The sequence below is a fragment of the Streptomyces sp. NPDC005878 genome (assembly GCF_040629815.1).
Lineage (GTDB): Bacteria > Actinomycetota > Actinomycetes > Streptomycetales > Streptomycetaceae > Streptomyces.
On the sequence record NZ_JBEXWK010000005.1, the window covers coordinates 209,676 to 234,940 of the forward strand.

The 25,265-nt window shown below is 70.4% G+C and carries 23 protein-coding genes, 1 tRNA gene and 1 pseudogene; 13 read left to right on the forward strand and 12 right to left on the reverse strand.

From position 1 onward, the window contains the following. Positions 1 to 18: 18 nt before the first annotated feature. Positions 19 to 711, reverse strand: a complete 693-nt coding sequence (locus tag ABZ404_RS11505; protein WP_358833687.1) for a TetR/AcrR family transcriptional regulator — start codon at positions 709 to 711, stop codon at positions 19 to 21. 419 nt (positions 712 to 1,130) lie between these two features. Here ABZ404_RS11505 and ABZ404_RS11510 point away from each other — a divergent pair, with 419 nt between their 5' ends. Together ABZ404_RS11510 and ABZ404_RS11515 are read left to right on the forward strand one after the other, a co-directional pair. Then, entirely contained in the window at positions 1,131 to 2,984 is a 1,854-nt protein-coding gene (locus ABZ404_RS11510; RefSeq protein ID WP_358833688.1) for a S8 family serine peptidase, read from the forward strand. A 271-nt stretch (positions 2,985 to 3,255) separates the two neighbouring features. Continuing rightward, positions 3,256 to 3,483, forward strand: coding sequence for a hypothetical protein (locus ABZ404_RS11515; RefSeq protein WP_358833689.1), 228 nt, complete (start codon positions 3,256 to 3,258; stop codon positions 3,481 to 3,483). 18 nt (positions 3,484 to 3,501) lie between these two features. Here ABZ404_RS11515 and ABZ404_RS11520 read toward each other — a convergent pair. Together ABZ404_RS11520 and ABZ404_RS11525 are read right to left on the reverse strand one after the other, a co-directional pair. After that, positions 3,502 to 3,807: pseudogene (locus ABZ404_RS11520) on the reverse strand (acyl-CoA desaturase); the annotation flags it as partial. Further along, complete coding sequence (locus ABZ404_RS11525) at positions 3,777 to 3,974, reverse strand: hypothetical protein (RefSeq protein ID WP_358833690.1); 198 nt, start codon at positions 3,972 to 3,974, stop codon at positions 3,777 to 3,779. The gene ABZ404_RS11525 and the pseudogene ABZ404_RS11520, both read right to left, overlap by 31 nt. On the opposite strand from ABZ404_RS11525, the gene ABZ404_RS11530 reads away from it, so the two are divergent. Further along, positions 3,966 to 4,253: a hypothetical protein gene (locus ABZ404_RS11530; RefSeq protein ID WP_358833691.1), complete on the forward strand. Its 288-nt coding sequence runs from the start codon at positions 3,966 to 3,968 to the stop codon at positions 4,251 to 4,253. The genes ABZ404_RS11525 and ABZ404_RS11530 overlap by 9 nt on opposite strands. Positions 4,254 to 4,481: 228 nt before the next feature. Next, positions 4,482 to 5,015 (forward strand): 2'-5' RNA ligase family protein, encoded by a 534-nt coding sequence (locus ABZ404_RS11535; protein ID WP_358833692.1) that lies wholly within the window; start codon positions 4,482 to 4,484, stop codon positions 5,013 to 5,015. A gap of 1,112 nt (positions 5,016 to 6,127) precedes the next feature. Here ABZ404_RS11535 and ABZ404_RS11540 read toward each other — a convergent pair. The 4 genes from ABZ404_RS11540 to ABZ404_RS11555 form a co-directional block, all read right to left on the reverse strand. Further along, positions 6,128 to 8,512 (reverse strand): hypothetical protein, encoded by a 2,385-nt coding sequence (locus ABZ404_RS11540; protein WP_358833693.1) that lies wholly within the window; start codon positions 8,510 to 8,512, stop codon positions 6,128 to 6,130. 966 nt (positions 8,513 to 9,478) lie between these two features. After that, complete coding sequence (locus ABZ404_RS11545; protein ID WP_358833694.1) at positions 9,479 to 9,817, reverse strand: hypothetical protein; 339 nt, start codon at positions 9,815 to 9,817, stop codon at positions 9,479 to 9,481. Positions 9,818 to 10,728: 911 nt separating this feature from the next. Then, a tRNA-Pro gene (locus tag ABZ404_RS11550) sits at positions 10,729 to 10,802 on the reverse strand. A 132-nt stretch (positions 10,803 to 10,934) separates the two neighbouring features. After that, complete coding sequence (locus ABZ404_RS11555) at positions 10,935 to 11,873, reverse strand: metallophosphoesterase (protein ID WP_358833695.1); 939 nt, start codon at positions 11,871 to 11,873, stop codon at positions 10,935 to 10,937. Between the two features lie 131 nt (positions 11,874 to 12,004). Here ABZ404_RS11555 and ABZ404_RS11560 point away from each other — a divergent pair, with 131 nt between their 5' ends. Next, a complete protein-coding gene (locus ABZ404_RS11560) occupies positions 12,005 to 12,469 on the forward strand; it encodes a GatB/YqeY domain-containing protein (RefSeq protein WP_358833696.1) in 465 nt (154 codons plus the stop codon). Between the two features lie 143 nt (positions 12,470 to 12,612). Here ABZ404_RS11560 and ABZ404_RS11565 read toward each other — a convergent pair whose 3' ends face one another. Beyond that, on the reverse strand, positions 12,613 to 14,895 hold the full coding sequence (locus tag ABZ404_RS11565) for a transglycosylase domain-containing protein (protein WP_358834022.1): 2,283 nt from the start codon (positions 14,893 to 14,895) through the stop codon (positions 12,613 to 12,615). 428 nt (positions 14,896 to 15,323) lie between these two features. Here ABZ404_RS11565 and ABZ404_RS11570 point away from each other — a divergent pair, with 428 nt between their 5' ends. Beyond that, positions 15,324 to 15,689: a WhiB family transcriptional regulator gene (locus ABZ404_RS11570; protein WP_358834023.1), complete on the forward strand. Its 366-nt coding sequence runs from the start codon at positions 15,324 to 15,326 to the stop codon at positions 15,687 to 15,689. A gap of 106 nt (positions 15,690 to 15,795) precedes the next feature. Here ABZ404_RS11570 and ABZ404_RS11575 read toward each other — a convergent pair whose 3' ends face one another. Then, complete coding sequence (locus ABZ404_RS11575) at positions 15,796 to 17,184, reverse strand: ArsA-related P-loop ATPase (RefSeq protein WP_358834045.1); 1,389 nt, start codon at positions 17,182 to 17,184, stop codon at positions 15,796 to 15,798. Between the two features lie 2 nt (positions 17,185 to 17,186). Further along, positions 17,187 to 18,149 (reverse strand): ArsA-related P-loop ATPase, encoded by a 963-nt coding sequence (locus ABZ404_RS11580; protein ID WP_358834024.1) that lies wholly within the window; start codon positions 18,147 to 18,149, stop codon positions 17,187 to 17,189. A gap of 72 nt (positions 18,150 to 18,221) precedes the next feature. Here ABZ404_RS11580 and ABZ404_RS11585 point away from each other — a divergent pair, with 72 nt between their 5' ends. Continuing rightward, positions 18,222 to 18,383, forward strand: coding sequence for a DUF4177 domain-containing protein (locus tag ABZ404_RS11585; protein ID WP_003975360.1), 162 nt, complete (start codon positions 18,222 to 18,224; stop codon positions 18,381 to 18,383). Further along, positions 18,380 to 18,898 carry a RidA family protein gene (locus tag ABZ404_RS11590; protein WP_358834025.1) on the forward strand — a complete coding sequence of 173 codons (519 nt, stop codon included), beginning with the start codon at positions 18,380 to 18,382 and terminating at the stop codon, positions 18,896 to 18,898. Before ABZ404_RS11585 ends, ABZ404_RS11590 begins: the two co-directional genes overlap by 4 nt. 572 nt (positions 18,899 to 19,470) lie before the next feature. Here ABZ404_RS11590 and ABZ404_RS11595 read toward each other — a convergent pair. Continuing rightward, positions 19,471 to 20,493 (reverse strand): LacI family DNA-binding transcriptional regulator, encoded by a 1,023-nt coding sequence (locus ABZ404_RS11595; protein WP_358834026.1) that lies wholly within the window; start codon positions 20,491 to 20,493, stop codon positions 19,471 to 19,473. A 24-nt stretch (positions 20,494 to 20,517) separates the two neighbouring features. Beyond that, a complete protein-coding gene (locus tag ABZ404_RS11600) occupies positions 20,518 to 21,330 on the reverse strand; it encodes a response regulator transcription factor (RefSeq protein WP_358834027.1) in 813 nt (270 codons plus the stop codon). 229 nt (positions 21,331 to 21,559) lie between these two features. On the opposite strand from ABZ404_RS11600, the gene ABZ404_RS11605 reads away from it, so the two are divergent. The 5 genes from ABZ404_RS11605 to ABZ404_RS11625 all read left to right on the forward strand — a co-directional run bounded on the left by ABZ404_RS11605 (position 21,560) and on the right by ABZ404_RS11625 (position 25,165). Beyond that, positions 21,560 to 22,366, forward strand: a complete 807-nt coding sequence (locus ABZ404_RS11605) for an alpha/beta fold hydrolase (RefSeq protein WP_358834028.1) — start codon at positions 21,560 to 21,562, stop codon at positions 22,364 to 22,366. A 33-nt stretch (positions 22,367 to 22,399) separates the two neighbouring features. Next, positions 22,400 to 22,654, forward strand: a complete 255-nt coding sequence (locus tag ABZ404_RS11610) for a MoaD/ThiS family protein (RefSeq protein WP_190087954.1) — start codon at positions 22,400 to 22,402, stop codon at positions 22,652 to 22,654. A gap of 10 nt (positions 22,655 to 22,664) precedes the next feature. Continuing rightward, positions 22,665 to 24,002: a hypothetical protein gene (locus tag ABZ404_RS11615; RefSeq protein WP_358834029.1), complete on the forward strand. Its 1,338-nt coding sequence runs from the start codon at positions 22,665 to 22,667 to the stop codon at positions 24,000 to 24,002. A gap of 54 nt (positions 24,003 to 24,056) precedes the next feature. Further along, positions 24,057 to 24,806 (forward strand): DUF2993 domain-containing protein, encoded by a 750-nt coding sequence (locus tag ABZ404_RS11620; RefSeq protein WP_358834030.1) that lies wholly within the window; start codon positions 24,057 to 24,059, stop codon positions 24,804 to 24,806. 278 nt (positions 24,807 to 25,084) lie between these two features. Next, positions 25,085 to 25,165, forward strand: a complete 81-nt coding sequence (locus ABZ404_RS11625; protein ID WP_358834046.1) for an Ms5788A family Cys-rich leader peptide — start codon at positions 25,085 to 25,087, stop codon at positions 25,163 to 25,165. Positions 25,166 to 25,265 lie beyond the last annotated feature (100 nt).

A 25,265-nucleotide genomic window follows, 5' to 3' on the forward strand; every position in this document is an offset into this window, starting at 1 on the left:
TCCTGAAGGGGTAGGGGGTTACGGGGTGGCGGTGCTCTTGGTGCTGTCGGTGCTGTCGGTGTTTTCGGTGCTGTAGGCGTGGAGGACGTGCAGGAAGAGGGTTTCGCGGCGGGTGCGGACGGCCTCGTTCGCGGGGTCGAGCAGCACCTGGACGGCGGTGCCGTCGTGGACGGCGACGAGCGCCTGCCCGAGCGCGTCCTCGTCGGTCACCCGGCGCCCGGCGCGCCCCAGCGCCGCCACGACCACCGGCAGCACCGCGTCCTGGATCGCCTGCTCCCGGGCGGCCATCACCCGCCGCAGGGCGGGGTTGCGCAGGGCGTGCGCGGTGAACTCGGCGGTGACCCGGTACCAAGCGTCGTCGACCGGGATGGCCCGCAGCGCGGCCCGTACGGCGTCCTCGGGCGCTGCCGCCGACACCTCCGCCAGGGCGCCCCGCACATCCGCGAGCAGCCGCTGCGAGCGCTCCTCCCACATGGCGAGGAACAGCTCGTCGAGGGAGGTGAAGTTCGAGTAGAAGGCGCCGCGGGTGTATCCGGCGCGCTCGCAGACCTGCTCCACGGTGGACCGGCCGAACCCCTCCTCGGCGAACACCTCCAGTGCGGAGTCGAGCAACCGCCGCCGGGTGCGGGCGCGGCGGGTGGTGACGCGCTTGGGGGCGGGCGGGGACGGAGCCGGATGGGCCGAGGCGCTGGGTGGGGTGGGTGGGGCCATGAGGTCCTCCTCTTGGATACGGGAACGTATCGGATACGGGAATGTATCCACAAGGGTTCTGACCTGGGGGTGCGGGGCCGGGCTGACCGTCGAGGATGTCGGAAGCATGAGGGTGTCGAGGGTGTCGAGGGTGTCGAGGGTGTCGAGGGCATCGAGGGCATCGAGGGTGTCGAGGACGGTGCGTCCGGGAACCGACCCGCACCCATCCGGCCGAGGTGTCCGAGCCGGGCCCTGCCACTCGGCGGTCGTGTCGTGTCCGAGACAGGCCCCCCACGTTTCGGCCGCGTCCCGCGCGCGCCGCCCTTTGTCGCGTTTGCGGCCTGTACAGCTCACGCTCCCCGCAGCAGGGTTCTCCCCGGCGGCAGGGCCGCGGCGCCCGGGGGAGCGCGTACCGAGGACGCGACGGATGGGAGGCGAGCATGCGCGACTCGCTCGGGGCGGCCGGTCCGGCCGGGGCGCAGGACCCCGGTCCGGAGGGCGCGGGCTTCGCGTACCACCCGGTCGAGCGCGAGCTGATCGTCGTCGCTCTCCCGGAGCTCGCCGGAAGTGGCTCGGAGCCCGCCGGAAGCGGCTGGGGGTTCACCGGAAGCGGCCTGGGGCCTACAGCCGGCGGCCCGGCGTACACCGAGGAGCCCAAGAAGCCGAGGGAGCCCAGGGAGCCCCAGGGCTCACCGGCGCTGGACATGTTCCTGATGGACCAACAGCTGGCTCTGGAGCCGCTGTTCGGCAGTGAGGCACGGGTGCGGGAGGCGCTTGCGCTGCTCCCCCGGCACGGCGCCGACGTACCCGACCTCACGCTCTTCCACCGTGTCCGCGGCGGTGAGGACCGCCTGGAGGAGCTGGCCTGCCGGCTGGCGGGACTCCCCGGAATCGAGACGGCGTACGTGAAGCCGAGCGCGCTCCCGGCGACGGGGCCGTTCGGCGGGAGGGAGGAGGACGACGACGGACGTTCCGACGAGCGCGCCGACGAAGGGCGGCGCGAGAAGGAGGGGGCCGCCACCCCCGACTTCAGCGGGCGCCAGGGCTATCTGGGGCCCGCGCCCGAGGGGGTGGACGCGGCGTGGGCGTGGCTCCAGGCGGGCGGCTCCGGCGAGGGTGTGAGCATCGTCGACGTCGAGGCGGCGTGGCAGCTCGGCCACCGCGACCTCGGTCCGAAGGTCGCCGGGCTGGTCGCCGGCACCCCGGTCGAGGACCTGGCCTGGCGCAACCACGGCACCGGTGTGCTCGGGGTGCTCGGCGGCAGCCGCAGCGGCAGCGGCACGCTGGGCATCGTCCCGGAGGCCGTCCTCGCGGTCGCGTCGATCCACGGCATCGGCACGGCCCGGGCGATCACCTGCGCCGCCGACCGCCTCGGCGCGGGCGACATCCTGCTGGTCCCGCTGCACCGCCCGGGCCCGCGCTTCGGATACGCGGCCGACGACGACCAGTGCGGACACATCCCGCTGGAGTGGTGGCCCGACGACTTCGCGGCCGTACGATACGCGACGGCCCGCGGCGTGGTGGTCGTCGAGGCGGCCGGGAACGGCGCGGAGAGCCTGGACGACGCGCTGTACGCGTCACGCCCGGACGGCTTCCCGACGTGGTGGCGCAACCCGTTCGACCCGGCGGCCCCGTCCTCCGGCGCGATCATGGTCGGCGCGGGCGCCCCGCCCCCGGGCACCCACGGCCGCGACCACGGCCCCGACCGGTCCCGCCTGGGCTTCTCCAACTTCGGTACGCGCGTGGACGCCCAGGGCTGGGGCCACGAGGTCACCACGGCGGGCGGCTTCTGGAACCGGACGGGCGAGCTCCAGGGCGGGCAGGCGGAGGACACCTGGTACACGGACGCGTTCTCCGGGACGTCCCCGGCGGCGGCGCAGGTCGCGGGCGTACTGGCCTCGCTCCAGGGCATGTTGCGCACGGCGGGGCTCGCGCCACTGGCGCCCGAGCCCCTGCGCGCGCTGCTGCGCCACACCGGCTCGCCCCAGCGGGAGGCACCGGGCCGCCCGCCCTCCCAGCACATCGGCACCCGCCCGGACCTGAGGGCGATCGTGGCCCACCTGGTCCCCCGCCGCACCACGGAGGGCGTGGCAGAACGCTTCCGGGACGACCTCCTGCCCGCCCCGGGCCAACTCGCCCTGTACGTCAACGGATCCTGGCGCACACTGCCCGCCCCCGATCCACAGATCCGCCTGGCGATCCACGCGGCGTTCGCGGGCCCCGGTCATGTCGTACGGGTGCGGTACACGGATGAGGGTGAGGTGGTGGGGGTGAGGGTGACGGGGGAGGGGTGAGGGGCGAGGGGGCCGGCGGGAGCAAGCAGAGGCGGAGACGAAGATGACCGGATCACACCAGTTCGGCCAGACCCAGGCCCAGGGCCAGGACGGGGAAACGGAACCACCCCACCCCCTCCAACAACAGCTGCACCAACTACACCAACTACACCAATTGGGCCGACAGTACCCGTTCCGACCCCTGCTCCAACAACAGCAACAGCCCGACCACCCACAGCCACCACCCCAACCCCAACCCCAACCCCAAACCGCACCCTCACCGCAGTACTCCGTGGCGTACGCCACCGCCGTCCAGGCGCCGATCGCCGCGTTCCCCGGGATCGAGGCGGCGATGACCCTGATGGTCAACGGCCGCGAGGTACGCCTACCGCACCCCAGCCAGTTCGTGATCGAACGAGTCCTGAGCGCGTTCCGCGACGGCCAGTTCGTGCGGGTGGCGTACGACGACCGGATGATGGTGAAGGGAATCGAGGTGGAGGCGTCACGGGCGGTGCGGTAGGGGGCGGGGCGGGGGCCATCAGGTACGGCGGGCGGCGACGCGGTCCGGTGTGGGCCACCGTGCGTCGTGTACCCAGCCGAGGCGTTCGAGAAGGCGGATGACGGCGGCGGAGGGGTCGAGCTGCCCGCGGTCGACGTCGTGGCGGGCGCTGGTGGGGTCGGCGTGGTGAAGGTTGTGCCAGCTTTCGCCGAAGGAGAGCAGGGCCAGCGGCCACAGGTTGGTGGCCCGGTCATGGCGACGGGTGCGGAACGGGCGCTCACCGATCATGTGGCACAGCGAGTTCACGCTCCAGGTCACGTCGTGGAGCAGGGCGATGCGGACCAGGTTTCTCCGACCTCCACGAGGTACCCGTCGGGCTGACCTCCTGCATCTTCTTTCGAGCCATACGGACGGGCCCGGACGCTGGCGAACGCCGTCACGTCACACGTGGCGCTGCGCAACACGGCCAGGTCCTGCACGACGCCGAGCACATCGACGATCTGATGGAGCACTCGTCCTCCTCCTGGAGCCGTTCGCTGGTACGCCTCGACGTCGCCACCGCGTTGCTGCAGCAGCGCCCGCCCGACATCGACCACGCGATGGCGCTGGGCCGTGAGGCCCTGCGGCTGTGCGGAGACACACCGATCAGCTCCGTCTACCAACGCTCCCGTGACCTGCATGAGCAGGCCGGGCCGTGGCGTGATCACCCGGCGGTACGCGATTATGGCGACGAGTTCCGGTCCTGGAGCTCGCAGCCAGCGGCCCTGGCCATGGCGTCATTCGCGTCGTAGGCGCCGTCGGTGTCGTCGTACTCCGGGGCAGTGTGAAGCCGAAGGAGTACGTCGGGTGCCCATGCTCAGCGCCGATCCCGCCGCGTTCCCCACCGAGCCTCGCGCCGACACGCACGATCCGGCGGTCACCGCGGCCCACGACTGGGCGGCGTTCAGCGCACTCGACGAGATGACCGACCACTGGGGGCACGCCCCGGCTGGTCGGACGGCAGCCGTGCGTACTAGTGGATGCTGACCTTCCCGGATGATCAGCGGCTAGCCGCTCTCGCCGGGCACTGCCAGGAGGAGCTGGCGCCCCTCGGCCTCGACTCGGTGCCGACGGACGGATTGCACATCACCCTCGCCCGAGTCGGAACGCCGGGCGTCGTCACCCCCGGCCAGCTGGACAGCTTGGCGCGGGACGCCGAGGCGCTGCTGCCCTCCGCTTTCTTCGTACACGCCATCCCGCTGGCTGGCTCCCGAGGCGCCGTCCGGCTGTCCCTCGGCCCCTGGGAACCCCTGCTTTGGCTGCACCACGCGCTGGCCAAGGCGGGGAGCAGCGTCGGTCTGGCCCCGAAGAAGCCGACGTCCGCTTTCCGGTCGCACCTGAGCCTCCCGTACAACAACCGCCGCCGCCCCGCCGCGCCCGTTGTGGAGACGGTCTCAGGGCTTCGCGCTCTACTGGCTGTCGAACTCTTCGTGTCCGCAGTCCAGTTGGTGGAACTCCGCCGTGCGTGGCGGACGTACCGCTGCGATGTGCGGAGGAACGTCGCGCTCGGGTAGCCCGCTGGCGTCCAGGGCGAGAATTACGACCACTTCCTTGCCGATCGCGGTCGGCCGGACGGACCACGCGGAGGCCAACTCGCCGACGAGCAGCAGTCCGAGACCACTGCCCGGTCGGGGGCGGCTGCGCCCCCGACCCCGTGCCCTGCAGTTCGGCAAGCCGCCGCTCGGCGTCGAACACGTCCTTACGGTGCCGGTCGGCCTTCTTGCGGACCCGCTCGGTCTCCTTCGCCGTCCAGCGCGCATCGCCGAGAATCTCCTTCGCCGTCTCACGGGCGTCCTTGAGGATCTCCTGGGCTTCCTCGGCGGCTTCGGCGGACGTCCGCTCACGCAGTGCAGCGGCCTCCGCTTCGACCTGCCGTACGAGGCCGGCGACCTGCGCGGCATCCAGCCCCTGTGTCCTTGCGATCCACGCCCGCAGTTCTTCGGCCTCGGACACGGCATCCGAACGCCGACGCCCGAACAGCCCTCCCTTTCGAGGCGTCGGCACCGCGGTCGTGCTCCCGGCAGCGGCCGTGGTCGGCACCGCAGAGGCTCCCGCGGCAGGACTGACAGTGAGGGCGTCGCTGGCGGAGTCGGCCTCAGGAACCCGCAGCTGCCATCCCGTCGGCATCGGGGGCCACGAGGGGTTGGGCCGCCAGTCCGGCGGCGGCATCCCGCGGGTGGCACAGGCCACCCCGGCGGCGGATTGAAACGGTAAGTACTCATTCCCCAACCCCTGGCCATGAGGCTCCCCAGCACACAGGGCGCCGGATAATCCCGGCAAAAATAGAGTTACATCTTCTTGGCGGTCAGCCACCCGATCACCCGCATATTCCATGCTCGTGACCCTCTGTGACCACGCGTGGGGTGCATGGCGATCGTCGTACCGCCTGTGATCGCCTCGGTACAAACCGTAGGTATGACTCTTCCAAAGCGCGTGGCGCACAGCGCGCTCGAAGGAGGGACGCCACTCGCCGGCAGCCACCCAGGAGCCGGATCGCGGAGTCGGCGCCCTGGTGGCTCCCAAACGGGGCCTACAAGCAGGATAGGACCGGTGTGCTGTCTCAGCACCGGTCCTAACCTGGTGTTTCACTGTCGGGGTGGGGGATTGAACAACGACCTCTTACCGGTCAGTCCAGGACCGTCTCCTGGGATTCATCAGATTCCGGGTCGTCGCCCTCTGGCACATGGTTCTCCACGGTCCTGCGCCGCAGATTCTCTACGTCAGTCAGGATGCCGACCAGCAGTTTGTGTAGGTCGTCCAGCTGGTCCACCGGGACGATCGGGGTGTGGTCCCCGACTTCCGGCTCCAGGGCGTGCAGATGGTCGAGGGCGTCCCGGGCGCCCTGCACCCCGAGATGGAGGGCCTTGCGGTGCGCGGCGGCGCGCTGGCTGGGAGGCGGCGGAGCATCTTCGGCGCGGGGAGCCGGGACGGGGACGGTGGGCAGAGCATCCTCGGCCCTCTGAGCAGCGCCGTCCTGGAACAGCGCCGCCACCGGGTCCGTGGTGACGGGCACCTCGCCGGAAGAGGTACTGGTGGAGACGCCGCCGTCTACCAGCACCGTCTCACCGTTCGCCGAGGGCGCCGCCGGAACCTGCACCGGCGCCGGACCGGTGACCGTCGACGGGGGTACGGCCTGTGCCGCGCGCTCCGGGGCCGAGGCCGCGACGACATCCCACTCGTACAGTGGCATCGGCACGCCATTGGCGTCGCGGGCGATGCGGTCTGGGGCATTGAGGTCGACTTTGAAGTACACGTACGGCGGCTCGGCGGATGTGGCCGATTCCCTGCCGGTCAGGCTCTGCCTGGGCACGGAGTTCTGTGGGAGATCGTCACTGCGGAACGTGTTAGCGGCCAGCGCGAGAGTCCACAGGCCGAGTTCGTTCGTCGGCCGTGAGAGTCCCTCGATAACCTTGTTCACGTCCGACCGGAAAGGGACACCGCCCTTCTCCTTCTTGGCTCCCAGCGATGAGCCGACGTTCCTGGTTAGCAGCTTGTCGGCGATCAAGGCGACACCGCCGGCCACAGCCAGGGTGCGGCGGGCGTCGTCGTCGCCGTTCATCGCTGGTGCGATCAGCGCGGTGAAGTCGTCGGTGGGCTGTGGAGTCCAACCCTGGGTGACGTCGTTCGACAGCACACCACCGTTGTTCCACGCGTTTCGCGCCTGTTTGGTGACGAGCTTCTTCTTCGCACGCCAGGGCAGGTCGATGATCGGACCGAGCAGCTCCCCGAACCCCTTCATACTCATACGCTGGCCGCCCTTGATGGCCTTGGCTTGGTCCTTGAGAAGCTCCAGGAGATCTGGTTGTGTCAGGGCGCTGACCAGGTAGACCGCACGCCACAAGGCGGTCCCGGGTGGTGCCGGGTCGCCCCCGAAGACCTGGGGAAGCTCGGCCACGGGAATACGACCGACAGCAAGGCCGTACACCGCCTGGAGATCGGCCGTGTTCCAGCGCGGGTCGCCCTGCTGGATGATCCGCTTCAGGGCCCGGGTGATGACCTCGACGTTCTGGGCCGCCGCGTCCCACTGCTTGAACTCGACGTGTACCGAGGCCAGTACTGAACGAATGGCGTCATCAAAGATGTCCTCGGGAGAGAGCACTCGGCCCTCGTGTCCCTCAACCCCGACGGCGATCTGCGCCGGAACGACGTAGGACTGGGCGATCTGAGCGGCCCGAAGCCCGGGCGTCGTCCCCTGCATCTCATCGTGGAACGCTTGCCGAAGTTCTTGCCGCCACCGAGTTCGGCTGGCGGCCAGCCGCTCCCCGAGATCGGGCCCCGCGGCCGCCCCCGCCGCGGAAGCGCTGCCGAGCAGTGCGTCGGTAGCCAGGGTGGCCACCTCGGCGGGGTCGGCACCGTGCCCGGCTAGTACCGCCCAGGCGCTGGCGAGTCGGGTGATGCCGTCACGGACGACGAGAACGTGGATCGGCTCCGCGCCGTCCTCGAAGGCGATCTCGACAGGGTGGGTGATCAGGTTGCGGGTGACGGAGCGCGTGAGGATGGAAGTGGCGTAGCTGTTGAGCGAAAGCGTCGCATGGATGGTCTGCCACACGTGGTTCCGCAGGTGGGCGGGGTTCTCATAGCGGTACTGCACGATCGCACCGGGACGGCCCTCATGGGTGATCCCGTGCACCTGCGGGTCGGGTACCTCCGAGACCTCCATGCCGGTACGAGGCTGGGGACCGGGAAACAGCTCGCTGAGCAGGACACGGGTGACAACCGACAGCAGCGTCGCCCCTTCGACGTTCTCGACCATCAGGAGGCCCGTGGGCTCATCCTGCGTCGGGCGAAGCTGAACTGCCAATGCATCGGGCCAAGTTGTTGCACGAGCTATGGCTCCCCACGCAGTTTCCGGCAGCCAGGTGTTCGGATTGGCCCGGCCCGCTGCGGTCACCGCCGCGACATGGCTGTCCGTTGAGTCGGCAGGGAGGTGGGGCGAGATGTTGGTTACCCGGATCGTGTCCGTCCCCCAGGGGACGTCGATGGAAAGGGCAGCGGGTTTGTCGGTGGTCATGGGCGCAGATCTCCAATGTGTGGTCCGAAGTGGCCTGGCGGTCATCACGAAGGGCGGCGAGTTGCACTGAACTCGCCGCCCAGGTCGTTATGCCAAGAGTTCTCCCGAGATATCCTCATCTGCCCAGGGCAAGTCTGGCGGGAGCCAGGTCGGCCTGCAGCTCATGTGCGGGTAGCACCGGTGTTGATAAGCGGCGTAGGCCCCGAGCTTTGCGGGTGTCAGGAACAGCTCGACCTCGGGCGCACGACAGGGAAGAGCCCTCAAGGCGGGTGATTCCGGAGGCAGGGGTTCAAGATCCGGGCCGTCCGCCGTGAGGCGGTACCAGGCAATCCCCCGGCTGGTGTGGATGAGGGCCAGCCCCGAGGGTCGTCCGGCGAGCCGAGTGCACAACCAGTCGAGCACCTCCTGATCGGCCTGCCCGGAGTGTCGCTTGGGGATGTGGGCGATGAGCGGCTTGGGGAACTCGGCCAGTGCCTCGGTGAATTGTCTGGCGTACTGGCGACCCAGTGCCTGCGCAGCTTTGGGGCTGGCGGCCCTCATGCGGAGACTACATTGCCCCTTGACGAGCCTGCTCAGATGTGGTAAAGGGCCTGCTGTAGGGATGCGGAGACGGTCACCGAGAAGAGCGTTCCATCTATGTCGGTACCTGGGAATCTCTGCTCCTGTCAGTTCAAGCACGCATATGGTCCGAAGCGGCAGCCGTCCGGAGGTGCCGACGATGAAGACGGGTTCCTCACGCGGGGCGCCTATCTCTTCAGCGTTGCTCATCTACAACTCCTGGCGGTGCCGGTGTTGGTCAGGTGACGAGGCGTCACCAGCGTGACTGGCGAGTCCCGTTGGTACCACCGTACGGACGGGACTCGGGCGCGCGCAGTCGTTTTAGCCCGGAGCCCACCCTGGGTGCGGTAGATGCGCTCATTGATGTACGCGGCATACAGGAATCAGGCGTGTCGCTTCTACGTAACTTCAGCTCAAGTTACTTTTGGCTCGCGGATAGTTGTCGAACACCTGGGGGAGAGGGCTCATCCCGAGCTTGTCCAGATGCGCCAGGGCGGCGGCGACGTCGGCAACTTCGCCGAGGATGCTGTCGCGTTGAATGACCCACACGAACTCGTTCTCGGATGTCGGCAGCGTCCGCGGCAGGGTGGAGAGCCCGATCCTCTCGAACTCTTCGCTGATCTGTGTGCACAACTCAGAGCTGAGCCGGGCTCGTTCCGGCGCAGCGTGCTTCTTGATGAAGTGCATGGACAAGCGCTTGATGCCGTGGTCGACCTCGACCGCGTGCTTGATAATTGTGAAGTCCATAACTCAGTAGTTTACTGAGTTAGTAAGGAAGTTGAGAAGGGAAAGCCAAGGTCCGCCTCACTGGAGGGGCTGATCTGGCCGACCGCTCGTGGCTAGCGGCGATGGGGGCGTGGCCAGCCTGGACGGGGCTACTCCGACCGCCACCAGGGTGTGGCCGCTGATGACACCGATCGTCTCGGTGGAATTCTGAGAGCGCGCGAGGGAGCGCGTCAGCAGCCACATGTCCAGGGCGTACCGGGCGGTGGCGCTCTCAGGAGAGGTGATATAGCTCGGGAGCCTCGCTGGCTGTTCTGAGCGGCCGAGGGGCGGCTGGTTTGACGTGGCGTCACCCCCTAGGTGACGCCGCTCACGTCGCCCACGACTCGCCATCCGTGCGTCGTCGGTCGTACGCCCCGGAAGCAGCAGCGCAGTAACCCGACCGGCTACGCGGACTGGTTCCGGCGGCGGCTCGGAACTGTCCCGCCAGATCCTGGAGAGGCGGCACGCCAACGTTGCGGACGTCCCCACCAGGCCGGTCCGCAGTCCGCTTCAGCGCGTTGTGTAGGTCTTCATGTGGCACTGCGTGATCATGTTCGCGGAGGAGTGCGACAGCCGGCCCCCGCCCGTCCTCATCGCTGCCCTTTCGCACACGATCCTGCCGTGGGCCGCGGAGTGGCTCCTCTCCTCCTTACGGAAATGTGGCGGGTCATGGGCGCTGGGCTGGCGGCGGTCGCTACTGCGCCGTGCCACAGCTCGCTGAGCCCGACGAAGGTGATAAGCCGTTCTGCCGGGCAGCGTGTGCCCATCAGCACCTGATCCTGCGGAGCGGTACCCGGGAGTCAGATCCGGACTCGGCTCCCAAAACGGCCCCCACAACCACGCAGGGGCCCGACCCGCTATGCGGATCAGGCCCCTGACCTGGTCTTACGAAGTCGGGGTGGCGGGATTTGAACCCACGACCTCTTCGTCCCGAACGAAGCGCGCTGCCAAGCTGCGCTACACCCCGATGTCACCGGTTGTCGCGGCGACGTCGTTTACTTTAGCCCACCGGCGGCCGGAGACGAAATCCGGTTTCGGGGGGTGGGGTGAGCGCGGGGTGGTGGGTTCGTTCGGGAGGGGGCCCGGCGTGGGGGCGTCGTCAGGTCCGGGGTGTCAGGGTCAGCAGGGTCGCCTCCGGGGGGCAGGCGAAGCGGACCGGGGTGTAGCGGTTGGTGCCGCAGCCCGCCGAGACGTGGAGGTAGGAGCGGTGGCCGCCGGACTCGTGGGTGGAGAGGCCCTTCACGCGGTCCGTGTCCAGGTCGCAGTTGGTGACCAGGGCCCCGTAGAAGGGGACGCACAGCTGGCCGCCGTGGGTGTGGCCGGCCAGGACCAGGGGGTAGCCGTCGGCCGTGAAGGCGTCCAGGGTGCGCAGGTAGGGGGCGTGGACCACCGCGATCGAGAGGTCCGCGTCCTTCTCCGGGCCGCCCGCCACCTCCGCGTACCGGTCGCGCTTGATGTGCGGGTCGTCCAGGCCCGTGAACGCCAGCTCCAGGCCCTCCAGCTTCAGCCGGCCCCGCGTGTTGCTCAGGCCCACCCAGCCCGCCGTGTCGAACGCGTCCCGCAGGTCCTCCCACGGGTTGTGGATCACTCCGACCGCCGGCGGGTTGCCGTTCAGGCCGTGCTTGCCCTGGACCTTCTCCAGCAGGTAGCGGGCCGGGTTGCGCAGCCTGGGGCCGTAGTAGTCGTTCGAGCCGAAGACGTACACGCCGGGGAACTCCATCAGCGGGCCCAGCGCGTCCAGGACCTCCGGTACGCCCTCCGGGTCCGACAGGTTGTCGCCCGTGTTCACCACGAAGTCCGGGCGCAGCCCCGCCAGCGACTGGAGCCACGCCCGCTTCTTGCGCTGGCCGCTCACCATGTGGATGTCCGAGACCTGGAGCACGCGCAGCGGCCTCATCCCGCTCGGCAGTACGGGGACGGTCACCCGTCGCAGCCGGAACGAGCGGGCTTCGAAGCCCGCCGCGTAGGCGACGCCGGCCGCGCCGATCGCCGTGAGAGCCGCCGTTGCCTTCAAGGGAATCCCGTATCGCGCGTGCATGCGCTCCATCGTCGCAGACGCGCGGAGTGAGGTACGTACGCCCCGGGCCGCGCCCCGCGCGCGCTCGGGGGCCGCGCTCCCCGCCTGAAACTGGCACGCGCCCCGGGCGCGTCACCTGCCACACTGGGCGCATGACCACGCTCAAGGCCACGCTCAAGGACGACCTCACCACCGCCATGAAGGCGCGCGACGAGCTGCGCTCGTCGACGCTGCGACTGACCCTCACCGCCATCGCCAAGGAGGAGGTCGCGGGCAAGAGCGCGCGCGAGCTCTCCGACGACGAGGTGCTGAAGGTGATCGCCAAGGAGGCGAAGAAGCGGCGGGAGGCGGCGGAGGCGTTCGAGCAGGGCGGGCGGGCCGAGTCGGCGGCCAAGGAGCGGGCCGAGGGCGAGATCCTCGACGCGTACCTGCCGAAGCAGCTGTCCGACGACGAGCTTCACGCGATCGTCGCGGAGGCCGTGGAGGAGGCTCGGGCCGCGGGGGCCGAGGGGCCGCGGGCCATGGGGGCCGTGATGAAGATCGTCAAGCCGAAGGTGGCGGGGTTGGCCGATGGGGGCCGGGTCTCGACGGCCGTCAAGGGCCTCCTCGCGGGCTGAGCCCCGCGTACCCGCCTCGGGGCTGCGGCCCCGTGCGGACGCCCCCAGCGAGAAGGGCCGCCCAGGATCCCCCGGGCGGCCCTTCTCGCTTCCGGCCTGTGGGCCGCCCAGAGTCCCCCGGGCGGCCCCTCTCGTCTCCCGGACTACGGCCAGTTCCCCCCGATCGTCTGCCCCGCCCCGCCGATCACTCCCGGCGGGATCGAGATGCCCGGGTTCGGCGGGACCGTGACGCCGCCGCCTCCGGCTCCGCCGCCCGGCTTGTTGTCGCCGCCCCCGGGGCGGTGCTTCTTGCCGCCCTTGTTCTTGCCGGGGGTCTGGGGCTTGGCGTTGTCCGGGTCCGCCGGGGGCTCCTTCGACTGCTGCGGGTCGGGGATGTCCACCCGTACGAACTCGGGAGCCGGCAGGCCGGAGAGGGCGCCGGTCATGGCGTCCTTCCAGATGGGTCCGGGGACCTCACCGCCGTACACCTTCTCCTTGTAGACGCCGCCGATCGTGATGTTCTCCATCTCGACGTTCTGGAGCGGGCTGCCGACCCACACCGCGCCCGACATGTTCGGCGTGTAGCCGACGAACCAGGCGTTCTTGCGCGCGTCGGTGGTACCGGTCTTGCCCGCGTTGTCGCGGTCCGTCAGGCCCGCCTGCGCGCCCGTACCGGAGTCCGTCACACCGCGCAGCAGCGTGTTGATCGCGTCCGCCGTGTTCTGGGACATCGCCTGGCTGCACGTGGACTTCGGCACCCGCAGCGCCTTGCCGTCCGCCTTCCTGATCGACTCGATGGCGATCGGCGTGCAGTAGGTGCCCCGGGAGGCGAAGGCCGCGTAGGCGCTCGCCATGTTCAGCGGGGAGATACCGGTGGAGCCCAGCGTCAGCGCGGACGGCACCATCGGGAGCTTCGCGCCGTTGCCCTGCACCACGTGCAGCTTGTCCGTCATCTGCGACACCGGGCACATGCCGATCTCGCCGAGCATCTGCACGAAGTACGTGTTGACGGACTTCTCCATCGCCTTCCGCAGCGAGTACGGCCCGTGCTCGGACTCGTTCTCGTTCTCCAGCGACTCGTGGTTGGTGTTCACCCACGGCTTGGCGCCGCACGTCTGGACCGTCTCCGGGTAGTCCATCTCGTACGGCGACGGGTACTCCTGCGTCGGCGGCTTGCCGCCCTCGATCGCGGCGGCGGCCAGGAACGGCTTGAAGGTCGAGCCGACCGGGAAGCCGAAGTTCGAGCCGCCCATCTGCCGGTTGACCGAGAAGTTGATCTGCGTCTCGTGGTTGCCGAAGCCGTACGGACGCGACTGGCCCATCGCCATGATCTTGCCGGTGCCGGGCTGGACCAGCGTCACGGCCGTGGCGACCTTGTCGGACTGGTAGACGTGCTCCTTGATGGAGGCCTGGGCGGACTGCTGGGCCTGCGGGTCCAGGGTCGTACGGACCGTCAGGCCGCCCTGGTTCCAGAGCTTGGCCCGGTCCTCCTTGGTCTTGCCGAAGACCGGGTCGGAGAGGAAGACCTCGCGGACGTAGTCGCAGAAGAAGCCCGCGCCGCTGATGGCGGTGATGCAGCCGTTCTTCGGCTTGGCAACCTTCAGCCTGATCGGCGCGGCCTTGGCGCGGTCCGCCTCGGCCTGCGAGACGTCCTTCTTGTCGGCCATCCGCTGGAGGACGACGTTGCGGCGCTTCTTGGCCTCGGTGGCGTCGTTGACCGGGTCGTACCGGCTCGGCGACTGGACGATGCCCGCCAGCATGGCGGCCTCCTCCAGCTTCAGGTCCTTGGCCGGCTTGGAGAAGTAGCGCTTGGCGGCGGCCTCGACGCCGTACGCCTGCTGCCCGAAGAACGTGATGTTGAGGTAGTTCTCCAGGATCTTCTTCTTGCCGAGCTCCTCCTCGACCTGGATCGCGTACTTCAGCTCCTTGACCTTGCGGCCGAGCGTCTGCTGGGTGGCCTCGGCGACCTTGTCGGGGTCGTCGCCGGCCTCCTCCACGAAGACGTTCTTCACGTACTGCTGGGTGAGCGTGGACGCGCCCTGGGCCACCCCGCCGGACGTGGCGTTCTTGTTCAGGGCGCGGAGCACGCCCTTGAGGTCGACCGCGCCGTGCTCGTAGAACCGCGCGTCCTCGATCGCGACGATCGCCTTCTGCATGTACGGCGAGATGTCCGCCAGCGGGACCACCGTGCGGTCGCGCGAGTACACCGTGGCGATCTGGCCGCCCTTGTTGTCCAGGATCGTGGTGCGCTGACTCAGCGGCGGGGTCTTCAGATTGGCGGGGATCTCGTCGAATCCCTCGACCGTGCCCTTGGCCGCGAGTCCCAGCGCGCCGAACGCCGGCAGCGCGATCCCCGCGAGCACCGCTCCGGAGAGCACACTCACCCCGACGAACTTGGCGGCCTGCTGGGTCCCGGTCAGACCACCGCCCGAGCGCTTCTTTGCCATGGGGGCAGCCTACGTTCTGATTCGCCGGACACGGGTCAATGCTCTGGCCTAAGCTGCTCTCAACTGTCACAGCAGTGTGGTCGCGCATCAAGTCGATGTTTGTGTCGGTGTCGGTCGACGTACAGCGCTGTTCGGCTCTCGCAGGAGGGCGGCTGTCCCGGATTCGCCGCCCGTTTACGCCTCATGCGTCATCTGGCGTCCGTTGTGGCTCAACTGAAACGTCCCGCTTGGTCGGGTTTCTGACGTTTGTCGCCGGCTCACTCCGTTGGGTGATCTGCCGCGTACGCATAGTCCGTTCGGGCCATTCAAGATTGGGCCCGAAGGGGGTGTTGCGCTGTGCCCACCTTCCGTAACGTCCTCAACTGGCAGCGGTGAATATGCCTCTGCCGCCGTGGGGGAGCCTCGATTCGGGAGAGGACGGCGCCGGCATGGGCTGGGTAACCGACTGGAGTGCGCAGGCAGCCTGCCGCACTACCGATCCGGACGAACTGTTCGTACAGGGTGCGGCTCAGAACAGGGCGAAGGCGGTGTGCACCGGATGTCCGGTGCGGACCGAGTGCCTCGCGGACGCACTGGACAACCGCGTCGAATTCGGCGTGTGGGGCGGTATGACGGAACGGGAACGCCGCGCGCTGCTGCGCCGACGCCCCACCGTCACGTCCTGGCGCCGTCTGCTGGAGACGGCGCGTACGGAGTACGAGCGCAGCACGGGCATCCTGCCCGTGGGCATCGACGACGAGGAGGCGTACGCCTACCGGCACGCCGTGGAGGAGACGTACGCGGCCGTGGGGTAGGCCGCATCCGTCCGGCGCGTCCATGAGGATCCGAGGTCTCTGAGGATCCAGGATCTCTGAGGATCCAGGATCTAGGAGGATCCGTGCCGAGACGCGTCGGCCTTACTCAGAGCGCTCCGGCCGCCTCTTCCTGGGCCGCGAGCCGTTCCCCGATGGCCCGGAGCCCGGCGAGATCGTGGACATCGCCGGGCAGGGCGGCCACTTCGGCCACCGGAACCTCGGGGTGAAGCGCGGTGAAGCGGTCACGTGTGCGCTGTTCGCGCGCGAGCACCCGCATCCGCTCGGCGTGCAGGCGCAGCAGACCGGCGGTCAGCCGATCGACCGACACGCCGTCCTCGGGACCGGTGGGGGAGGGAGCTTCGGGAGAGGAACCACCGGTGCCACGATCCTCAGCCTTCCCGGACCCCTGATCGACAATGCGGCCGTCGACAAGATTTTCCCCGGGTCCCTCTTTCGGGCGGGCCGCCGGGTGTTCTTCCGGGCGGCCTGCCGGGTGACCCTCATCCCCGTGCTCCTCCTGGCGGCCCTCCTCATGGCCCTCGTCGTCGTCGTCCGCCCGGTCCTGGGGCTCTTCCAGGAGTTCCGCCGCCGCGAGTGCCCGTTCGGCCGACAGCCGGGCCGCGTCGCTGCCGTGCACCCGGTTCAGTACGAGACCGGCGAGCGGCATCGAGTCGGCCGCCAGGCGCTCCACGAAGTACGCGGCCTCGCGCAGCGCGTCCCGCTCGGGCGCGGCGACCACGAGGAACGCGGTGCCGGGGGCCTGGAGCAGCCGGTAGGTGGCGTCGGCGCGGGTGCGGAAGCCGCCGAACATCGTGTCCATCGCCGTCACGAACGTCTGCACATCGCGCAGCAGCTGGCCGCCGAGGAGCTTGCCGAGCGTGCCCGTCATCATGGACATGCCGACGTTGAGGAACTTCATCCCGGCCCGGCCGCCCATCTTCGCGGGGGCCATGAGCAGCCGGATGAACTTCCCGTCCAGGAACGACCCCAGCCGCTTCGGCGCGTCGAGGAAGTCGAGCGCCGAGCGCGAGGGCGGGGTGTCCACGACGATCAGGTCCCACTCGTCGCGGGCCCGCAGCTGGCCCAGCTTCTCCATCGCCATGTACTCCTGCGTGCCCGCGAAGCCGGCCGACAGGGACTGGTAGAACGGGTTGGAGAGGATCGCCCGGGCGCGCTCGGGGTCCGCGTGCGCCTCGACGATCTCGTCGAAGGTGCGCTTCATGTCGAGCATCATGGCGTGCAGCTCGCCGTCGCCCTCGACGTCCTTGACCCGGCGCGGGGTGTTGTCCAGCGAGTCGATGCCCATCGACTGGGCGAGCCGGCGGGCCGGGTCGATGGTCAGCACGACCACCTTCCTGCCGCGCTCGGCGGCCCGCAGCCCGAGCGCCGCGGCCGTGGTCGTCTTGCCCACCCCGCCGGAGCCGCAGCACACCACGATCCGGGTCCCGGGGTCGTCGAGCAGCGGGTCGATGGCGAGCGGCGCCGCCGTGTCCATGGTCACTGCCCCACCCCGAGCGCTCGCAGTCGTACGGCCAGGCGGTAGAGCCCGGCCAGGTCCATTCCCTCACCGATCAGCGGCAGTTCGTACGCCGGGGCCCCCAATCCGGCGACCACCGCCCGCTGTTCGCGCTCCAGCTCCACCCGCTCGGCGTGCTCGGCGGCCTCCTGGAGCAGCGGGGTGACCAGCTTGGCCGAGCCGGTGACGCCGGCCCGGGTGAGCGCCTTGGCGACCTCCTTGCGCCGGTCTCCGGTGACGCCCCGGACCGCCTCCTCGTCCAGCAGGTGCGGGCGGACCATGTTCACGATGACGGCGCCGGTGGGCAGTTCGGCGGCGCGCAGCTCGGCGATGCCGTCGGCGGTCTCCTGGACCGGCATCTCCTCCAGGAGCGTCACCAGGTGCACGGCCGTCTCGGGCGACTTGAGCACCCGCATCACGGCCTGCGCCTGGTTGTGTATCGGACCGATCCTGGCGAGACCGGCGACCTCGTCGTTGACGTTGAGGAAGCGGGTGATCCGCCCGGTGGGCGGGGCGTCCATGACCACATGGTCGTACGCGTACCGCCCCTGCTTGTCCTTACGCCTGACCGCCTCGCACGCCTTGCCGGTCAGCAGGACGTCGCGGACGCCGGGGGCGATGGTGGTGGCGAAGTCGATGGCGCCGATCTTCTTGAGCGCGCGGCCGGCCGAGCCCAGCTTGTAGAACATCTGGAGGTAGTCGAGGAGGGCCCGTTCGGCGTCGATCGCCAGGGCGTGCACCTCCCCGCCGCCCGGCGCCACGGCGATCTTCCGCTCCTCGTACGGAAAGGCCTCCGTCTCGAAGAGCTGTGCGATGCCCTGTCTGCCCTCGACCTCGACGAGGAGCGTGCGCTTGCCCTCTGTCGCGAGGGCGAGCGCGAGGGCTGCGGCGACCGTGGTCTTGCCGGTGCCGCCCTTGCCGCTGACGACCTGGAGCCTGCTCACACCGTCGAGCCTAACCAGTCCCCCGGCGGCCTACGCATGAGGCTGCCCCCGCCAGCGACTACAGTCGCCCCCATGACCAAGTGGGAATACGCGACCGTGCCCCTTCTCGTGCACGCGACCAAGCAGATTCTGGACACCTGGGGCGAGGACGGCTGGGAGCTGGTCCAGGTCGTTCCCGGGCCGAACAACCCCGAGCAGCTGGTGGCCTACCTGAAGCGGGAGAAGCAGGCATGAGCGGTGCGGGTGCGGGTGCGGGCGCGGCTGCGGGTTCGGGGTCGGGTTCCGGTTCGGTGGAGGCGAAGCTGGCCGAGCTCGGCCTGACGCTGCCGGAGGTCGTGCCGCCGCTGGCCGCGTACCAGCCGGCCGTGCGGTCGGGTGTGTACGTGTACACCGCCGGGCAGCTTCCGATGGTCGAGGGCAAGCTGACGCTCACCGGCAAGGTGGGCGCGGAGGTCACGGCCGAGGAGGCGAAGGACGCGGCGCGGGTGTGCGCGCTGAACGCGCTCGCCGCGGTGAAGTCCGTGGTGGGTGATCTCGACCGGATCGTGCGCGTGGTGAAGGTCGTGGGGTTCGTCGCCTCGGCGAGCGACTTCACGGGGCAGCCGGCCGTGATCAACGGGGCGAGCGAGCTGCTCGGTGCGGTGCTGGGCGACAAGGGTGTGCATGCCCGCAGTGCGGTGGGGGTGGCCGTGCTGCCGCTGGACGCGCCGGTCGAGGTGGAGATTCAGGTCGAGGTGGAATCCGCGTAGGGGTGTGCCCGGGGTTCGGCTGCGGGTGGGTGGTGGGTTGCCCGCGCAGTTCCCCGCGCCCCGGGAGCCCGTTTTCGTCTGCGGGCTGTGGACGGCTGGTCGCGCAGTTCCCCGCGCCCCTGAGGGGCCGTTGTTTGTCTGCGGGCCTGTGGTGGGTTGCTCGCGCAGTTCCTCGCGCCCCTGGGCCGCGTTTTCGTCCGCGGGCCGGCGGTGGGTTGCTCGCGCAGTTCCTCGCGCCCCTGGCGGGGTCCCGCGCATCCGGAGAACAGGGTTCAGCCACACCCCCCTAGGGGCGCGGGGAACTGCGCGGCCAGCCACCCACGGCCCGCAGGTGAAGGACGGCCCCTCGGCCCCCGCGGCTCGTAGATGGAGTACGGCCCCTCGGCCCCCCGCAGCTCGCAGGTGGAGTACGGACCCTCGGGCGCCCGTGATCCGCAGGTGAAGGACGGTCGGGCCGTCAGGGGTCCGGGGCCATTCATGGTTCGCGGGGTGAGGGCGGGCCCTTGAGGGGTGCGGGGGGCTGCGCGAGCGGACCAGCACGGGCCGTAGGTGGAGACCTACCCCCGGGGGAGCTAGCCGCAGCCGCAGGACTTGCGGATCACCAGGCGGGACGGGAACTGCTTCAGGCGTTCGCGGCGTGAGCCCGCGACGCGGAGCGCGTCGTCCAGGACCAGGTCCACCGCCGCGCGGGCCATCGCGGGGCGGTCGGAGGCGACCGTGGTGAGGGGCGGGTCCGTCAGACCCGCCTCCTTCACGTCGTCGAACCCCGCCACCGCCAGCTCCCCCGGCACGTCGATCCGCAGCTCGCGCGCCGCGCGCAGCACCCCGATCGCCTGGTCGTCCGTGGAGCAGAAGATCGCGGGCGGGCGGTCGGGCCCGGCGAGGATCTGCAGAGCGACCTGGTACGCGTCGTACCGGTTGTAGGGGGCCTGGAACAGGCGCCCCTCCGTCGGCCGCCCGGACTCCAGCATCGCGCGCCGCCAGCCCTCCACGTGGTCGGCCACCGGGTCGCCGACCGCCGGGGTCGACTCGACGCCGCCGAGGCAGGCCACGTACGCGTGGCCGTGTTCGAGGAGGTGGCGGGTGGCCAGTTGGGCGCCGCCGATGTCGTCGGTGACGACGGCCACGTCGTCGATCGCCTCCGGGCGTTCGTGGAGCAGCACCACCCGCGCGTCCCAGGCGTCGATCTCGGCCGCCGCGCGCTCGCTGGGACCCTGGCTGACCAGGATCAGACCGGCGACGCGCATCCCGAGGAACGCCCGCAGATAGTGGACCTCGCGGTCGTCCAGATAGTCGGAGTTGCCGACCAGGACCATCTTCCCGCGCTCGGCCGCCGCCTGCTCCACCGCGTGCGCCATCTCCGCGAAGAACGGCTGGCGCGCGTCCGGGACGATCATGCCTATGAGGTCCGTGCGCCGGGAGGCCATCGCCTGGGCAACCCGGTCGGGCCGGTAGCCCAGCTCCTTGATCGCGGCGAGTACCCGCTCGCGCGTGGCCGGGGCGACCGGCCTCGGTCCGTTGTTGATGACATAGCTGACGACCGCGGTCGACGTACCCGCAAGTCTCGCCACATCATCCCGCGTCACCTTGGCCACGAGCGGGAGTCTACGCGGGGTGACCTACCTCTGGGCAGGGCGTACGGAGGCTTCCTCCGGCTCCGTGGCGGCCGGACCCGGTGTGGAGGCCACGGATCGCGCGGCCGCCTTGGCCTCGGTCTCCGCCGCCGCCTTCGCCTTGGCCTCTTCGGCCGCCCGTTCGACCTTCTCGGGGGTGACGAACCGGTACCCGACATTCCGGACGGTGCCGATCAGCGACTCGTGTTCGGGGCCGAGCTTGGCCCGCAGCCGCCGTACGTGGACGTCGACCGTCCGCGTACCGCCGAAGTAGTCGTAGCCCCAGACCTCCTGGAGCAACTGCGCGCGCGTGAAGACCCGGCCGGGGTGCTGCGCGAGGTACTTCAGGAGCTCGAACTCCTTGAAGGTCAGATCCAGGACCCGGCCCTTGAGCTTGGCGCTGTACGTCGCCTCGTCCACGGAGAGGTCGCCGTTGCGGATCTCCATGGGGGAGTCGTCGGAGGTGATCTGCTGGCGGCCCATCGCCAGCCGCAGCCGCGCCTCGACCTCGGCGGGGCCCGCGGTGTCCAGAAGGACGTCGTCGATGCCCCAGTCGGCGGTGACGGCCGCGAGGCCGCCCTCGGTGACCACCAGGATCAGCGGGCAGCCGGGGCCGGTGGAGCGCAGCAGCTGGCAGAGGGAGCGGACCTGCGGGAGGTCGCGGCGGCCGTCGACGAGGATCACGTCGGCGCCGGGGGTGTCGACCAGGGCCGGGCCCTCGGCGGGGGCCACCCGCACGTTGTGCAGGAGCAGGCCGAGCGCGGGGAGCACCTCCGTCGACGGCTGGAGGGCGTTGGTCAGGAGCAGCAGCGAGCTCATCGCGCCCCACCTGCCCGGGTCGTCGTCGGTTTCTTCGGTTCGTGCACGGATTGCTCGCCCATGACGTCGGTTCCTCCTCGGTCCCTGCGAGGACGTTTACGGCACTGCGCATCCACAAGGTTCTCGCGCCCTGAGAGCCTTTGTTCACCTGCTCGTAACAACGATCTGGAAACGCAAAAGGACCCGGGGGCTGCGCTGCCCGGATCCTCTGCCCAGCAGAATAGCCCACATGAGTTCCGGCGCAGAGGACCGATTTCACACTGTGGATGTTTCCTCGATCACCAGGGGACCGCGGCGCGCCACTCTGCGCACCTCGGACGGGGTGTCCGTGGAGGCCGTCCACGCCCCCTGCGCGGCGGGCCGGACGGACACCGCGATCGTGGTCGCGCACGGCTTCACCGGGTCGGCGGACCGGCCCGCGGTGCGGCGGGCGGCGGGGGTGTTCGCCCAGTACGCGGGCGTGGTCACGTTCTCCTTCCGGGGCCACGGCGGCTCCGGCGGGCGCTCCACGGTCGGCGACCGCGAGGTGCTCGACCTGGCGGCGGTCGTGGAGTGGGCGAGATCACTCGGCTACGCGCGCGTGGTCACCGTCGGGTTCTCCATGGGCGGCTCGGTGGTCCTGCGGCACGCGGCGACGCACAAGGGGCTCGACCGGGCGCGGACCGACGCGGTGGTGTCCGTCAGTGCGCCGGCCCGTTGGTACTACCGGGGGACGGCCCCCATGCGGCGGCTGCACTGGATGGTGACCCGGCCCGCCGGACGCCTGGTCGGGCGGTTCGGCTTCGCCACCCGGATCGACCACCGCCCGTGGAGCCCGGTGCCGCTCTCGCCGGTCGAGGCGGTCCCGCTGATCGCGCCGACGCCGCTCCTGATCGTCCACGGCGACCGCGACCCGTACTTCCCCCTCGACCACCCCAGGATGCTGGCAGCCGCCGGACCTGCGCAGTTGTGGCTTGAGGAGGGCATGGGGCACGCGGAGAACGCGGCCGGGGAGGCGCTGCTGCGCAGGATCGCGCACTGGCTGTCGGTGGCGTAGCCCATCATGGGGGACGACGAAAGGAGGGTCGCCATGGCAGCGGGAACCATCCGCTTCTGGGCCGCGGCTAAGTCCGCCGCGGGTGTCGCGGAGGAGCCGTATGCGGCGGCCACGCTGGCCGAGGCGCTGGACGCGGTGCGCGAGCGCCACCCCGGCGAGCTGACGCGTGTGCTGCTGAGGTGTTCGTTCCTCGTCGACGGGGACCCCGTCGGGACCCGTGGGCATGAGACCGTACGGCTTGCCGAGGGCGGCACGGTCGAGGTGCTCCCGCCGTTCGCAGGAGGGTGACCCCCACGTCATGAGCGATCAGCAGTACCCGCATCCGTACGAAGAGCCCTATCCGCGCTTCGACCAGTACGGGCAGCCGGTCCAGCAGTACCCGCAGCAGGCCCAGCAGCACCAGCAGGCCCAGCAGGCCCAGCAGCAGCCACAGCAAGCCCAGCAGTACGACGCGTACCAGCAGTACGACCAGTACGAGCAGTACGACCAGTACGGGCAGCCCGTGCAACAGCAGTACCAGCAGCCCGCCCAGCAGCAGCAGTTCCCGCACGACGCGTCGTACCAGGAGCAGCAGCGGTACACGCAGACGTGGGAGGGCCAGACCTGGGACACCCAGTACCAGCCCACGGTCCAGCCGCAGTCGCCGCAGCCGCAGTCCCAGCCGGTCCAGCAGCAGCCGGTCCAGCAGCAGCCCGTGCGGCAGCAGTACGCGCAGGCGTACGCGCAGTCCGCCGACGACTCCGCCTACCTGCCGCCGCAGACGGGTTCCGTGCCGCTGCCCCCGGAGGCGCCGGTGTACGAGCCGGAGCCGGCCGCCGCGCCCGGGCGGAGCGAGGGCGGCCCCGCCTACGGCTCGCCCACCACCGTCGGCAACACCCGGATCACCGACGCCCAGCGGGCCCGCGCCGAGGGGCGCTCGCCGATCATCGCGCCCGGGATGCGGCCCGCGGCCCTGACCGCCGTCCTCGGCGCGCTCCTGGCCGCCGCGTCCGGTGTCGGCCAGTACGCGCTGGTGGTGCCGCTGGTGCTGCTCCAGGCCGTCACGGCAGCGGGCTGGTTCCGGCTCAACGGGATGTGGCCCGCCCGGCAGGGCATCGCGCTCGCCTTCCTCGGCGGCCTGGTCGCCGACGCGGCGCTGCTCGCCGTCGGCGACGAGCACGCGCCCGCGGCGATCCTGGGGACGCTCGGGGTGTGGGTGCTGCTCACGCTGGTGCTCCAGCTGCGCAGCCACGCGGACCCGGACGAGCGGATGTACGGCCTGATGGCGACCGTGGCCTCGGCGGCGCTCACGATCCTGGCCGCCGGGTACCTCGCGGCGATCCCGCACGCGGTGGCGGTGGGCGCGGTGGCGGTGGCCGTCGCCGTCCCGGCCCGCGCGCTGCCGCTGCCCGCCCCGGTCTCCGTCGCGGTCGCGCTGCTCGCGGCGGCGGGCGCGGGGATCGTGGCCGGCCGGCTCACCGACGTGGGCGCACCGGGCGCGCTGCTGGGGCTCGCGGCGGGCGTGTGCGCGCTGATCGGACTGCGGGTGGCCAGTTACGACTACCCCTCGCGATTCGTCCACATGACGGCCGGAGTGGCGCTGCCGCTGACTGCGGCTGTTCCCGCTCTGTATCTGATCGGTCGAGTGATCGGGTAATTCCGGGAGTTAGGCTCGCAGGGTCAACGACCAGCGTGGGGGGACTCGTACGCAATGCGCGCACTCCGGATATGGCTCATCGTCGCGGTGGTTCTCGGCGGCCTCTTCGTCGCCGCGGACCGCGTGGCGGTGAACGTCGTCGAGTCGAAGGTGGCCGACAAGATAAAGAGCAGTCAGGGGCTGCGGGAGACCCCTGACGTCTCCATCACCGGCTTCCCCTTCCTCACCCAGGCGATGGGCAAGGAGTTCGACGAGGTCGACGTGAAGCTCGGCGGGGTCACCGCGACGGCCGACGGCCACTCGGTCAACGTCACCGAGGTCCGCGCCAAGCTGCACGACGTGAAGGTCGACAGCAGCTACTCCTCCGCCACGGCCGTCCGGGCGGACGGCTCGGCCCGTATCTCGTACGCCGATCTGACCAAGTCCGCGCCCAAGGGCGCCACGGTCGGCTACGCCGGGCCGGAGCGGGCGGCCAAGGGGCAGGTGCAGGTGAGCGGGCCCCTCGCGGACCTGCTCGAAGGGGCGGGCGTGCAGGTTCCCGCCAGCCTGAAGGTGCTGCTCGCGGGGCGGACGGTCAGCGCGTACAGCACGGTGACGACGGACGGGGGCGCGACCGTGCGGGTGCGCTCCTCGGAGCTGCCCAAGCTGCCGGTGCCGGGCTTCGACGAGAAGCTGCGCAAGGCCGTCGACTACGACCTGAAGATCCAGGGTCTGCCGCGGGGGATCAAGCTGGACAAGGTGACGGCGGTGGAGGACGGGCTGCGGTTCTCGGGGACCGGGACGAACGTCTCCCTGGCGGGGTGACGGCCGGCCGCGGTCGTCTTTTCGCTGCGGGCGGTGGTGGGCTGCTCGCGCTGTTCCCCGCGCCCCCGGGGGATGGGGTCGGGATCGGCCCCGCGGGGTTCGAATAGTCGGATCGTGAGACGGGGGTGTCCGATCCGCAGATGGTTCGCCGGGCGAGGCCGTCCCCGGGCGACGGCGGGGCGGTCTCAGGCGGTTGCTGTCCCACTATCCGGATGATCGTGTCTCACCATGCGACACGCCGGTGACATGGCCACCCGTCCGTCCCTACGATCGGACCCATGAAGCTACAGGCGGATCTCACGAAGCGGCGGGCAGTCGACCTGTGCCGCGTCGCCGCCATGCTCTGTCGCCACATCTGACCGGGACCCGTCCCTCTCTGCGAAGAGACGGCAACTCCCGCGTTCCCCGGGCCCGTTGAACGTTTTCAGGGCCACCCCCCGTGCCGAGGCAACGCCGCGC

Bases quoted from the DNA above. Each gene is read 5' to 3' on its own strand.
- ABZ404_RS11535 (WP_358833692.1), top strand. From the start codon at position 4,482: ATGCTGACCTTCCCGGATGATCAGCGGCTAGCCGCTCTCGCCGGGCAC.
- ABZ404_RS11560 (WP_358833696.1), top strand. From the start codon at position 12,005: ATGACCACGCTCAAGGCCACGCTCAAGGACGACCTCACCACCGCCATG.
- ABZ404_RS11555 (WP_358833695.1), bottom strand. From the start codon at position 11,873: ATGCACGCGCGATACGGGATTCCCTTGAAGGCAACGGCGGCTCTCACG.
- ABZ404_RS11585 (WP_003975360.1), top strand. From the start codon at position 18,222: ATGACCAAGTGGGAATACGCGACCGTGCCCCTTCTCGTGCACGCGACC.
- ABZ404_RS11610 (WP_190087954.1), top strand. From the start codon at position 22,400: ATGGCAGCGGGAACCATCCGCTTCTGGGCCGCGGCTAAGTCCGCCGCG.
- ABZ404_RS11530 (WP_358833691.1), top strand. From the start codon at position 3,966: ATGGAGCACTCGTCCTCCTCCTGGAGCCGTTCGCTGGTACGCCTCGAC.
- ABZ404_RS11570 (WP_358834023.1), top strand. From the start codon at position 15,324: ATGGGCTGGGTAACCGACTGGAGTGCGCAGGCAGCCTGCCGCACTACC.
- ABZ404_RS11510 (WP_358833688.1), top strand. From the start codon at position 1,131: ATGCGCGACTCGCTCGGGGCGGCCGGTCCGGCCGGGGCGCAGGACCCC.
- ABZ404_RS11620 (WP_358834030.1), top strand. From the start codon at position 24,057: ATGCGCGCACTCCGGATATGGCTCATCGTCGCGGTGGTTCTCGGCGGC.
- ABZ404_RS11565 (WP_358834022.1), bottom strand. From the start codon at position 14,895: ATGGCAAAGAAGCGCTCGGGCGGTGGTCTGACCGGGACCCAGCAGGCC.
- ABZ404_RS11590 (WP_358834025.1), top strand. From the start codon at position 18,380: ATGAGCGGTGCGGGTGCGGGTGCGGGCGCGGCTGCGGGTTCGGGGTCG.
- ABZ404_RS11505 (WP_358833687.1), bottom strand. From the start codon at position 711: ATGGCCCCACCCACCCCACCCAGCGCCTCGGCCCATCCGGCTCCGTCC.
- ABZ404_RS11600 (WP_358834027.1), bottom strand. From the start codon at position 21,330: ATGAGCTCGCTGCTGCTCCTGACCAACGCCCTCCAGCCGTCGACGGAG.
- ABZ404_RS11625 (WP_358834046.1), top strand. From the start codon at position 25,085: ATGAAGCTACAGGCGGATCTCACGAAGCGGCGGGCAGTCGACCTGTGC.
- ABZ404_RS11545 (WP_358833694.1), bottom strand. From the start codon at position 9,817: ATGGACTTCACAATTATCAAGCACGCGGTCGAGGTCGACCACGGCATC.
- ABZ404_RS11540 (WP_358833693.1), bottom strand. From the start codon at position 8,512: ATGACCACCGACAAACCCGCTGCCCTTTCCATCGACGTCCCCTGGGGG.
- ABZ404_RS11575 (WP_358834045.1), bottom strand. From the start codon at position 17,184: ATGGACACGGCGGCGCCGCTCGCCATCGACCCGCTGCTCGACGACCCC.
- ABZ404_RS11605 (WP_358834028.1), top strand. From the start codon at position 21,560: ATGAGTTCCGGCGCAGAGGACCGATTTCACACTGTGGATGTTTCCTCG.
- ABZ404_RS11615 (WP_358834029.1), top strand. From the start codon at position 22,665: ATGAGCGATCAGCAGTACCCGCATCCGTACGAAGAGCCCTATCCGCGC.